This window comes from Devosia sp., assembly GCF_017307565.1.
Lineage (GTDB): Bacteria > Pseudomonadota > Alphaproteobacteria > Rhizobiales > Devosiaceae > Devosia.
In genome coordinates this window covers 1-11,287 of record NZ_JAFKHD010000449.1, presented here as the reverse complement: position 1 = coordinate 11,287, position 11,287 = coordinate 1, and the positions used below count along the sequence as shown (strand labels likewise).

Annotated in this window: 13 protein-coding genes; 8 read left to right on the top strand and 5 right to left on the bottom strand. The window is 62.7% G+C overall.

Features of this window, described 5'->3' with window-relative positions:
* On the top strand, positions 1–1,117 hold a 1,117-nt coding region (gene lysA, locus J0I64_RS19815), incomplete at its 5' end, for a diaminopimelate decarboxylase (RefSeq protein ID WP_291411501.1).
* A gap of 180 nt (positions 1,118–1,297) precedes the next feature.
* Here the strand turns inward: lysA and J0I64_RS19810 are convergent.
* Positions 1,298–1,708, bottom strand: a complete 411-nt coding sequence (locus tag J0I64_RS19810) for a response regulator (protein ID WP_291411499.1) — start codon at positions 1,706–1,708, stop codon at positions 1,298–1,300.
* 104 nt (positions 1,709–1,812) lie between these two features.
* The gene (locus tag J0I64_RS19805; protein WP_291411497.1) at positions 1,813–2,760 is read right to left on the bottom strand and encodes an MJ0042-type zinc finger domain-containing protein; all 948 of its coding nucleotides are present in this window, start codon (positions 2,758–2,760) and stop codon (positions 1,813–1,815) included.
* Between the two features lie 251 nt (positions 2,761–3,011).
* Here J0I64_RS19805 and J0I64_RS19800 point away from each other — a divergent pair, with 251 nt between their 5' ends.
* The 4 genes from J0I64_RS19800 (at position 3,012) to J0I64_RS19785 (ending at position 5,945) form a co-directional block, all read left to right on the top strand.
* Positions 3,012–3,674, top strand: coding sequence for an ATP-binding cassette domain-containing protein (locus J0I64_RS19800; protein WP_291411495.1), 663 nt, complete (start codon positions 3,012–3,014; stop codon positions 3,672–3,674).
* Entirely contained in the window at positions 3,667–4,614 is a 948-nt protein-coding gene (locus J0I64_RS19795) for an ABC transporter permease (RefSeq protein WP_291411492.1), read from the top strand. The genes J0I64_RS19800 and J0I64_RS19795 overlap by 8 nt, the downstream gene beginning before the upstream one ends.
* A 67-nt stretch (positions 4,615–4,681) precedes the next feature.
* Positions 4,682–5,491, top strand: a complete 810-nt coding sequence (locus tag J0I64_RS19790; RefSeq protein WP_291411490.1) for a 1-acyl-sn-glycerol-3-phosphate acyltransferase — start codon at positions 4,682–4,684, stop codon at positions 5,489–5,491.
* A gap of 106 nt (positions 5,492–5,597) precedes the next feature.
* A complete protein-coding gene (locus tag J0I64_RS19785) occupies positions 5,598–5,945 on the top strand; it encodes a hypothetical protein (protein WP_291411488.1) in 348 nt (115 codons plus the stop codon).
* On the opposite strand, the gene J0I64_RS19780 is transcribed toward J0I64_RS19785, so the two are convergent.
* The gene (locus tag J0I64_RS19780) at positions 5,933–6,490 is read right to left on the bottom strand and encodes a gamma-glutamylcyclotransferase (RefSeq protein WP_291411487.1); all 558 of its coding nucleotides are present in this window, start codon (positions 6,488–6,490) and stop codon (positions 5,933–5,935) included. The two genes, J0I64_RS19785 and J0I64_RS19780, sit on opposite strands and share 13 nt — an antisense overlap.
* Before the next feature lie 203 nt (positions 6,491–6,693).
* Here J0I64_RS19780 and J0I64_RS19775 point away from each other — a divergent pair, with 203 nt between their 5' ends.
* Positions 6,694–7,665, top strand: coding sequence for a DUF2125 domain-containing protein (locus J0I64_RS19775; RefSeq protein WP_291411485.1), 972 nt, complete (start codon positions 6,694–6,696; stop codon positions 7,663–7,665).
* Between the two features lie 41 nt (positions 7,666–7,706).
* On the opposite strand, the gene J0I64_RS19770 is transcribed toward J0I64_RS19775, so the two are convergent.
* Positions 7,707–8,111, bottom strand: a complete 405-nt coding sequence (locus tag J0I64_RS19770) for a cytidine deaminase (protein WP_291411483.1) — start codon at positions 8,109–8,111, stop codon at positions 7,707–7,709.
* Between the two features lie 73 nt (positions 8,112–8,184).
* On the bottom strand, positions 8,185–8,949 hold the full coding sequence (locus J0I64_RS19765) for an SDR family oxidoreductase (RefSeq protein ID WP_291411481.1): 765 nt from the start codon (positions 8,947–8,949) through the stop codon (positions 8,185–8,187).
* A gap of 393 nt (positions 8,950–9,342) precedes the next feature.
* Here J0I64_RS19765 and rpmF point away from each other — a divergent pair, with 393 nt between their 5' ends.
* Together rpmF and fumC are read left to right on the top strand one after the other, a co-directional pair.
* Positions 9,343–9,522 carry a 50S ribosomal protein L32 gene (gene rpmF, locus J0I64_RS19760; protein WP_035086813.1) on the top strand — a complete coding sequence of 60 codons (180 nt, stop codon included), beginning with the start codon at positions 9,343–9,345 and terminating at the stop codon, positions 9,520–9,522.
* Between the two features lie 131 nt (positions 9,523–9,653).
* Positions 9,654–11,054 carry a class II fumarate hydratase gene (fumC, locus tag J0I64_RS19755; RefSeq protein WP_291411478.1) on the top strand — a complete coding sequence of 467 codons (1,401 nt, stop codon included), beginning with the start codon at positions 9,654–9,656 and terminating at the stop codon, positions 11,052–11,054.
* The last annotated feature ends 233 nt before the right edge of the window (positions 11,055–11,287 follow it).

The window sequence follows — 11,287 nt, the reverse complement described above, 5'->3', positions numbered from 1 at the left end:
CTTTGAGGGCATCCCGACGCTGATGGCCTACGCCATGAAGGCCAATTCCAACCAGGCCGTTCTCACCCTGATGGCCCACGAAGGCTGCGGCGCCGATGTTGTCTCGGGCGGCGAACTCCAGCGCGCCCTCGCCGCCGGCATTCCCGCCGAAAAGATCGTCTTCTCCGGCGTCGCCAAGACCGTCGCCGAAATGCGCCAGGGCCTTACCGCTGGCATCAAGTGTTTCAACGTCGAGAGCGAGCCCGAACTTGAACGCCTCTCGATGATCGCTAGGGATATGGGCCTCACGGCCCGCGTCTCCGTTCGTGTCAATCCTGATGTCGATGCGCGCACCCACGCGAAAATTTCGACCGGCAAGAGCGAGAACAAGTTCGGCATCCCGTTCAAGCGCGCCCGCGAAGTCTATCGGCGCATCGCCGAGCTCCCGAACATCGTCGCCGTCGGCGTCGATATGCATATCGGCAGCCAGATCACCGATCTCGAACCGTTCGGCAACGCCTTCGGCCTCATGGCTGAACTCGTAACCGCCCTGCGCGCCGATGGCCACGACATCCACCATGTCGACGTCGGCGGCGGCCTCGGCATTCCCTATCATCACGATCAGGAAGCCCCGCCGCATCCGGAAGCCTATGCCGCCGTCGTCCGCGACAAGATCGGCCAATTGGGCTGCACCCTCGTCATCGAGCCCGGCCGTCTTCTGGTCGGCAATGCCGGCATTCTTGTCACCAAGGTCGAATATGTGAAGGAAGGCTCGTCCAACTTCATCATCGTCGACGCGGCGATGAACGACCTGATCCGCCCCACGCTTTACGAAGCCCATCACGACGTCGAACTGGTCAACCAGTCCAACCTGCCGCCGATCACTGGCGATATCGTGGGCCCTGTCTGTGAAACCGGCGACTATCTTGCAAAAGGCCGCACCATCCCCGGCGTCAAGGAAGGCGACCTGCTCTCCATCATGAGCGCTGGCGCCTACGGCGCCGTCATGGCCTCAACCTACAATTCCCGCCCGCTGATCCCCGAAGTGCTCGTTGACGGCCCGCGCTGGCACGTCATCCGCCCGCGAAAGTCGATCGAAGAATTGCTGGCGCTCGATTCCGTGCCGGACTGGGTGTGAGGCCCTAGCGCTCCAGCACCCACGGTGTCATTCCCGCGAAAGCGGGAACCTCCGTTTTGGAAAAATGAATCTTACAGTTGTCGTCACCACCGGGCTTGTCCCGGTGGTCCATGCCTTGGCAACATGGATTGCCGGGACAAGCCCGGCAATGACGACAGATTGAGAGTACGGCTTTGGAGTCTACTCTTCCCGGGCCTGCCGCGCCAGCGACAGCACCTCAACCGGCCGCCCCTCCAGCGCGTCATCAACCTTCGCCAGCAGTTCCGCCAGCGTGAACGGCTTTACGATCACATCGTAAACCAGCGCCTCGAGCCCATGTGCGCGCTCGCGCTGGTCGGCAAAGCCGGTCATCAGCACGATAGTCACATCGGGGAAAGCCGCGCCTACCTGCAGGGCCAGCGCAATCCCGTCCATCACCGGCATCTTGATGTCGGAAAGCAGCAGGTCAAATTTCCCGCCTTCCGCTTCCATGGTTTCGGCGGCGAGGCCGCCATCTTCCTCGGCCACCACGTCGTGGCCCTTCATGGTGAGCGCACTCACCACGAAAGCGCGGACGGAAGGATCATCTTCAGCGACAAGGATACGGGCCATGGGCAATTCTCCGGGCAGCAGGCCTGCGACAGTGTCGCGTGGTCCGGGCCTGTCCGGGACCAGACGACAGGCCGCATGCTGGATTCAATATAGGAACGATCCCATCAGTGGTGAACAGCGGGTGCCGGCGCTTCGGCAGGCGCTTCCCCCAGCGGTTCCGATTGCGGCACCGGCTCGTTCGACGCTTCGCCAGCGGTTGCAGGGCTCGCCTGGTCACCACCGCTCGCACCGGCTCGGCCGCCGGCAAAAGTCAGCCGCACCTTGACCGCCTCGCTCGGCGGCAGGGGCAGGCGCGTATCGAGCGTGGCGCGTTCGCCGGCCATCAGGTCACGAATGCGCGGGGTCACGCTCCATTCATAGATCGTATGGCCGGTGGCATCGATAAGGCTCACCAGCACTGGGGGCACCTGCACCGGCTTGGGCATCAGCCCGACGATCTGGGCCGAAACCACCAGCACTTCCTTGCCTTCGCTGAGGCCGCGTGTCGATTGCAGGCTCGAAAGTTCGAGGCCAACGACGTTCACCCCAAGACCGATGGCCTGGTAGATGCCGGCAAGGTCCGGATTGCGCTCGACGATCTGCACCCGCCCGAAATAGGCAATAGCGAGAATCCCGGCAAGCATCACCGCGCCGACGACGCGCGCATAGCGACGCATACGAGCCAAGGGCAGGCGCGAAACCATCGCCGTCTGCCGGCGCGATAGCGCCTTTTGGCGGGCGCGCACCTGCGCTGCCGTTTCGCGTTTTTTGGTCGGGCGCGGCTCTACCGGACCGATCGTCTGGGGCGCATCGCCAAAAGTGGTTTTTTCCTCGGCCTCAATGGCGGCGTCGAGCGCCTCTTCAGCCATGGATTCAAACAGGCGGTCCGATTCGGGATCGGGATCAGGCACCAGTTTCAGGTCGGGTTTGGTCTCGGCGAGCGCGGCCTGCTGCCAGGATTGCTGACACGAGGCACACTGCACCTTGCGGCCAGCCGAGCCGATGGCCTCATAGGTCACCTGGTATTTCGTCTGGCAATTGGGGCAGGTAATGATCATCGGGCCGGCAACCATGTCGGATATTGCCCCGACCCTAGCCCCGAGCGGGTTAATACTCCTCAAACCCATGAAAGATCACAATTGTGCCGCTTTCCCCCCGGCATAGCGGGGAACAATGCCGCGACTGGCGTGATCTGGAAAAGTGGATACCGGTTTTCCGACAAAGATCATGCGTCTGCTCAAGACGGCGGCACTGCTATGATGCCGCCCACTCGTGATTCGCTTTTTGCGGCAAGACCACCGGACGAGCTGGGGAGCACCCGTTCTTGATCGATTTTTCCGATGTCGGCCTGCGCTATGGCAATGGTCCTGAAATCCTCAGCGATCTCACCTTTTCCATCGAGCCCGGCTCCTTCCATTTTCTGACCGGCCCCTCCGGCTCGGGCAAGACCAGCCTCCTTCGCCTGCTGCTGCTGTCGTTGAAGCCCAGCCGGGGCAAGGTGACGATGTTCAACGAAGACGTCGGCACGCTCGACCGCGACAGCCTGCTGCAGATGCGCCGCCATATCGGCATCGTCTTCCAGGAATTCCGCCTTCTCGACCATCTGACGACCTTCGAGAACGTCGCCCTGCCGCTGCGCGTCCTTGGCCAGCCGGAAAGCGAATATCGCCCCAACGTCACCGAGCTGCTCGAATGGGTTGGCCTCGGCGAACGCATGCACGCGCTCCCCACGGTTCTCTCCGGGGGTGAAAAGCAGCGCGCCGCCATCGCCCGCGCCGTCATCGCCCGCCCCAAAATCCTGCTCGCAGACGAACCCACCGGCAACGTCGATCCCGATCTTTCGAGCCGCCTCGTTCATCTCTTTGCCGAGCTCAACCGGACGCTGGGCATGACCATCATCCTCGCGACGCACGAATTGCCGCTGCTCGAGCGCTTCTCCTATCCGCGCATGGTGCTCAACAAGGGGGCTCTGACCATCCATGACTAGGAGCCTTCTGTCCCGCCTGCCCCATTGGCTGCCCTTCCCCCGTCGCGGCGGCGGCGCCCCCATCGTGCCAGAACACTCGGTTGCCGGCCGCACCCTGCTGCTGCTCATCACCATCATGAGCTTCCTTTCCGCCGTAACCCTCGGCGGTGTGGTGCTGGTACAGAAATCAGCCATTGCCTGGTCTGCCGATGTCGGCCGCGAAATGACCATCCAGATCCGCCCCGTCGAGGGCGAGGTGATGGAAAGCAGCCTGCGCACCGCGGTGTCCCTTGCTGAAGCCACCCCCGGCGTTGCCGGCGCCCGGGCGCTGACCGTCGAGGAAAGCCAGTCCCTGCTCGAACCCTGGCTCGGCGCCGGGCTCGATCTCTCCGCCATTGCCATTCCGCGCCTCATCGTCGTGCAACTAGCCGATCCCGTAGACGCCGATATCGAGCAGTTGCAGCGCAATCTTCAGGCGATCAAGGGCGCGAGCCTTGATACCCACGCCGCCTGGCGACAACAGCTCAACACCATGGCGGGCACGGTGGTCGTCTCGGGCCTCCTTGTCCTCGGCCTTATCGGCGTCGCCACGGTTCTGGCCATCATCTTCGCGACGCGCGGCGCCATGGCGTCGAACCGCGAGATTGTCGACGTGCTCCATTTCATCGGGGCATCCAACAAATTCATTGCCGGTGAATTCCAGGGGCGGTTCCTCTCCATTGGCCTGCAAGGCGGGCTTCTGGGCGCGGTTCTGGCAGCCCTGTTCTTCGTCCTCATCGGCACGGCCGCCGGTTCGGTTCTCCCGACAGAGGCCACCGCGCAAGTCGGCTATGTGTTCGGCAGTTTCGTGCTCGGGGTCGATGGCATCATCTTCATCGCGCTCGTCGTGCCGGTGATTGCGGCCCTCACCGCCATCACCTCGCGCATGACCGTCCGCCGCTATCTCAGCGAGGCCTCCTGACCCACTCGTCAGCGGGCTTTTAGCCCGCTATGGATGGTCGGACCAAAGGGCTGGAGGAAACAAGCCGATGAGAACCGTGATCCAGGCGATCCGTACGGCGCTGTTTTATCTGCTCTTTATCGGGCAGACGGCCGTCATCGCCATCATCATTGGCGTCGTCGGGCTCTTTGCCGGCCGCACCCGCTTCACCTGGGCTCTCGCCCAGTACTGGTGCTGGTCCAACGTGCAGTTCCTGCGCTGGATTACTGGCGTCCGCACCGAGGTCAGCGGCATCGAGAACATCCCGCCCGGCGGCTGCATCATCGCCTCAAAGCACCAGTCCGACTGGGACGTTTTCGCGCTCTTCCCCCATACCGGCCGCCCCGCCTATATCGTCAAGAAAGAGCTGATGAACATCCCGTTCTTCGGCTGGGCCGCGCGCTCGCTCGATTGCATCGAGATCGACCGCAAGAAGGGCGCCGAGGCCATCCCTCAGATGATGCGCCAGGCCCATGCCGCGCTCGATCGCGGCTGCCGCATCGTCATCTTCCCCGAAGGCACGCGCAAACCCGCCCTCGCCCCCGCCGATTATCGCCAGGGCATCGTCCGCCTCTATACCGAGCTCAATGTGCCGGTAGTCCCCGTCGCCCTCAATTCGGGCCTTTTCTGGGGACGCAATTCGCTCGTCATCTGGCCCGGCCTTGCTCGCGGCAAGTTCCTGCCCGCCATCGAACCGGGCCTTGCTCCCGACGTTTTCTCCGAGCGCCTGCGTACCACGATCGAAACCCATTCCGATGCGCTGAGCCTTGCCGCCGTCGATTCGGGCCTCAGCCGCCCCGTCGATTCCACCCTTGCCGAGCGCATCGAGGCGGCCCGCCGGCGCTCCACCGTATCTTGACGCAACAAAGCCACAAATTACCACATCTAGTAGGCGAATGACGCAACTTGACTGATTCGCGTCATTTGTTCTAATTTTGTTCTACTCCGGTTTGGGAGGGACAGGGATGCTTTCGTGGATTGAGGCCGGCTTCGAACCGGCAATGCCGCAGACCAGAACCACGCCATGGATGGGCCTTTCGGGCCGCACCTATCGGCTGGATATCGAGAACCTGCGCACCTTCATCCTTAAGGGCGCGGACCTTTACCTCATCGCCCGCGGCAATGCCGTGCTCTGGGTCGGCTGCGGCCTCGACCTCGTCACCGAACCGCAAATTCGCGTCAATTTTCGCAAGGCGCTCAGCCGCGCCGATGGCGTTTTCCGCCTCGCCCGCCCCGAGGCCGACAATGAACGCCTCTCGATCATTGCCGATCTGGAAGGCGCCGTTCCCGGCCCGCTCGATCAGGCGGCCTGACCGCCCGCTTCCCCTTCGAGCCGCCGCGCCAGGTCCATCAGCACCCGGTCGCGGATACCGAGGCTTTCGAGGTGCCGCGCCGTGTTGATGACATAGTCGACATTGCGCCCGGAAATGCCCACGCCCGCCCGCACCATGGCGAGCGTTTCCTCGAGATCGAGCTTGCCGGCAAACTGCTCGTGCCGCTCATCGACCACAAAGGTCAGCGCCGACACCCGCCGCCCATCATCGAGCAGCACCGGCCGCATCACGTCGCGATAGACCTGTGTCACCTGTTCGCGCTCCTCGAGATAGGCGCGCACCCCGGTCCAATCGTCTGCTGCCACCTCGAACACCATGCCGCGCACCGACCCGCCCCGCGTCAGCCCAAAGACCAGCCCCGGCTGCTCCACCGTGCCGCGATGGTGATGGGAAATGATCGAAAGCGAGCGATGCGCCCCCTTGAGGCGTCCAAGATTGGTGGAAACGAACGGAAATCCCGGATTCCAGATCAGGGACCCATAGCCAAAGACCCAATGGGTGTTGTTGTCTTCACCTGAATTCATGCTCGCCGGCCCAATCCTAAACGCCGCTTCGTCTATCCGCCGACACCGCCCAAATTCGGGCAAACGCCTGCTCATCTATCTCGCTTATCCAAACCCGGTCGCGACGAGACCACAACCATAGTCTAGTCAAACCTCATATGAGCAAAGGTTGACCGTGACGACCCGCTTTTCCCTTTGGCCCGTCCAAGGATAAAACCGCATCCATGAAAAAACGAATCATCATCCTGGGCGCCGTTGTGCTGCTCGTCGTCCTCGGCGCAAGCGCCGCCTGGTATTACGCCGCTGGCCTGGTGCGCCAGGAGATTGAGAAACTGGCCTTTGCCGATGGCGAGACCAGTCCGCAGCTCTCCTGCGCCAATCTCGGCATCGGCGGCTATCCCTTCGCCTTCGACATCGACTGCACCGACGCGGTCGCGGTCTCGGGTGATCTCATGGTGGAAACCCCCGGCCTCCGCCTCAGCGCCATGGTCTACCAGCCGACCCATATCCTCGCCTCGGTCCGCGGTCCGGCCCAGATTTCCGATGCCTTTACCGGACAGCGCTCCGCCGTCTCCTGGTCGAGCCTCGATGGCAGCCTGCGCCTCACCGACAATCGCATCGCGCGCCTCTCGCTCGTCGGCAATGACCTCTCCTGGAACGATCTGCTGCTCGGCGACACGACGCTGGCCAAATCCTCCCATGTCGAACTGCACCTGCTCGACATGCCGGAGGCCCATGACGTCGAGCGCAAGCTGGCTTCGCTCGCGCTTTACCTCAAGGCCGACGCCGTCAACGTGCCCGCCGCCACGCTCACCGACACCGCGCTCGAAGTCGAAGCCGAACTCTCCGGCCTCCCCGATGATCTGACAACGCTCGGCGCCAGCCCCATCCTGCCCACCTGGCAGCAGGCCGGCGGCCATCTCAAGATCGTCGGCATCCGCATGAACGATGCCACATCCGATCTCAACGCCTCGGGCGATCTCGCCCTCGACGCCCGGGGTTTTCCAACCGGCTCGATCTCCATTGATTCCAAGGGCGTCGTCGAACGCATCGGCCCGCTGATCGAAGAGCCCTGGCGCACCCTCGTCCTCGGCGTCCCCGGCGCCGATGGCCGACACACCAATCAGCTCAATTTCAAGGGCGGCACCCTGTCATCCGGCCTCGTGCCGATTACAGCCCTCCCGCCCCTGTTCTGATCCGGACAATCAGGGCCCTCGGGAGAAATCCCGGGGGCGTCTCAGCCAAGCGGAGCCGGCCACTCATGCTCCGGAAGCAAGGTCCGCAGCGACACTGACCTTTCCCAGCCCAGCACGATCTGAGCATCGAGGTTCTGGTGGTCGACCTGCCGCATGAATTCGCGGCAGATCCCGCAGGGCGGAAGCACGTGCAGCTCCTCCGTCGCCTCATTGCGCCAAACCGCGACGATACTCTCGAAGCGATATTCTCCCGCCGTGATCATCGCGGCGATAGCGCTGCGTTCCGCACAAAGCCCCCAACTGGCGGTATCGACGCACACTCCCTCATAGATATGGCCGCTCGCCGAGACGACCACCGCGGCAACGTCCCCATGCAACCGGCCATCCGGTGTCCGGTGAGGCTTGAGCAAGGTTGCTGCGCGCTTGATGAGAGCTTCGTTCTGCATGGCCCCGCTCTATCAGGCCCATGCCGTCTGGATAGGGGAGCGTGGCCCACTGGGCCGCGCTCCCCAACACCTCTTACATGTGCGTACCACCGTCGATCCGCAGTTCGGTGCCGGTCACGAAGGCACCGTCATCGGACGCCAGCATGGCGATGACGCCGGCAACGCTGGCGGGGCTGGCAAACCCGTCCCCGATGGACGGCGACATTTTCGCAAAGAGCGAGAAATCGGCATCCGCCGGAATACCCGGGGTTTCCGTCATGCCCGAGGCGATGCTGCCCGGTGCCACGGCAACGGCGCGCAGCCCCTGCTTGGCATATTCGGACGCGATCGTATGGGTGAAGGACTGGATACCGCCCTTGGAAGCTGCATAGGCCGCCATATAGGGATGGGCAAAGCTGGCCGAGGTCGAGCTGAAATTGACCACGACGCCACGGCCCGAGGCGAGCAGTAGCGGCAGGCATTCCCGCGTCACCAGAAACGTGCCGGTCAGGTTGACGGCAAGGATCGTGTTCCAGAGGTCAAGGCTCGTCTTGTGCGTATGCTCCGAGCGCAGGATGCCGGCTGCATTGACCAGCACATCGAGACGCCCCGCCTTGGCGATGGCGCCACCGATCTCCTTCTTGACGGCCGCTTCATCGCTGATATCGGCGGTGATGAGGGTCAGCCTTTCGGCCGCGCCCGCCGCGCGGGCCCGCTCTTCGGTTGCCTTGAGCCCCTTTTCCGACACATCGAGTGCCAGCACCTGTCCGCCTTCGGCGAGCAGGCGTTCCACGGTTGCCTGCCCGATGCCCGAACCGGCGCCGGTGACGAGGATGATACGATCTTCAAATCTGTTCATGAGTCACAGTTCCACAATGCCGGCCTGCCGCTTTGGGGCACGAACCGGCGCATCATTGCTGTGCCGCAAGCATCTTGCGGCGGTGAGGGATGATTTTGGGAAGCTGCGTTAACTGGCGATCCAGCACAGGATACCGGCCACGTAGAAACTGCCCGCAGAAAGCGAGAAGATTTCGGCCATTGATCTTGCGCGGATAGACATGGGCGCTGCTCTATCGCCGGATCGCGTTTCCTGTCAATGATGTCGCGCCGGTCGATGCAAACTGCGCTTCGAATCCCCAAAGCCCATGTTGCCAAGCGCCCGCAACTGCTCTATAGAGCCCCACAATCCCAACAGAGACGTGTCTCTGGGCCGCTCTGGCGGCGCAACGATTTTGATTTCGGAGTACCGACCATGGCAGTGCCAAAACGAAAGACCTCGCCGATGAAGCGCGGCTTCCGCCGCTCGCACGACGCGATTGCCAACCCCACCTATGTCGAAGACAAGGATTCGGGCGAGCTGCGTCGTCCGCATCACGTCGACCTCAAGACCGGCATGTATCGCGGCCGGCAGATTCTCGCCGTCAAGAGCTGAGCCGAAAGGCTAGCGGCGCAGATGCGCGCGACCTGATATTGAAGCGGCCGATCCTTGGAAAAGGGTCGGCCGTTTTGTTTTTCCTCATGAATTCCGCCGATAAGAGCGGCCAGCAACTTGGAGAGCCAGATATGACCATGCGTATTGAATCGGACACGATGGGCACCATCAACGTGCCGACCGACAAGTATTACGGTGCTCAGACGGCTCGCAGTCTCGCCAATTTCGACATTGGCGGGGAAAAGATGCCCAAGGAAATCATCACCGCCTTCGCCATCCTCAAGAAGGCCGCGGCGATCACCAATACCAAGCTCGGCCTCCTCGACCCAGCGCTGCGCGACCTCATCGTCGCCGCAGCCGATGAAGTCATCGATGGCAAGCTCGACGATCATTTCCCGCTCGTCGTCTGGCAGACGGGTTCCGGCACCCAGTCGAACATGAATGTCAACGAGGTCATCTCCAACCGCGCCATCGAAATGGCCGGCGGCACCATGGGCTCCAAGAAGCCCGTGCATCCCAATGACCACGTCAATATGAGCCAGTCGTCCAACGACACCTATCCAACCGCCATGCACATCGCGGCGATCGAAGCGGTCGTGAACTACCTCTTCCCGCGCGTCAAAATCCTGCGCGACACGCTCGATGCCAAGGCCCAGGAATTCATGGACGTGGTCAAGATCGGCCGCACCCATCTCCAGGACGCGACGCCCCTGACGCTCGGTCAGGAAATGAGCGGCTGGGTCGCCCAGATCGACCTCGCGGTGAAAGCCATCGAAGTCACCCTGCCCCAGCTGCGCGAACTCGCCCTTGGCGGCACCGCCGTCGGCACGGGCCTTAACGCCCATCCCGACTATGCCGTCGCCGTCGCCGCGGAAATTTCCACGCTTTCGGGCCACGAATTCATCACCGCGCCGAACAAGTACGCCGTCATGGCCGGCCACGACGCCTTTGTCGGCACTTCGGGCGCCCTCAAGCAGCTCGCCGTTGCCTTCATGAAGATCGCCAATGACGTGCGCTGGCTCGCCTCCGGTCCCCGTTCGGGCCTCGGGGAACTGACCATTCCGGAAAACGAACCCGGCTCCTCGATCATGCCGGGCAAGGTCAATCCGACCCAGTCCGAAGCCATGACCATGGTCGTCGCCCATGTCATGGGCAATGACGCCGCCATCGGCTTTGCCGCTTCCCAGGGCAATTTCGAGCTCAACGTCTTCAAGCCCGTCATCGCCTACAACTTCCTGCAGTCCGTGCGCCTTCTCGCCGACGCCGCAAAGAGCTTCAACGACAACTGCGCCATCGGCATCCAGCCCGATCGCAAGCGCATCAAGCAGCTCGTTGATCAGTCGCTGATGCTGGTGACTGCGCTCAACCGCAAGATCGGCTACGACAACGCCGCCAAGATCGCGAAAACCGCGCACAAGAACGGTTCCACACTGCGCGAAACCGCCATCGACCTCGGCCTCCTCACCGGCGAAGAGTTCGACGCCGAAGTGAAGCCCGAACAGATGGTGGGCCCACTGACGATCAAGAAGTGATCGTCGGTCGCTGACGCTAAAGAAGTAAGGGCCCCTACGCCCAAGAATGCCAATGCCGCCCTTCGGGGCGGCATTTTTGTTTACTCAGTCTGTCGACGTCGCGGTCCAATAGTGCTCCGAGATATTGCGCGCATTCTCGATGATATGCCCCGCGATCTCAGGATCTCCGCCAAGAAACGTGTCGGGATCACCTCCGCATAGCGTCACGAACAGACGCTGCTGCACGAAGGCGG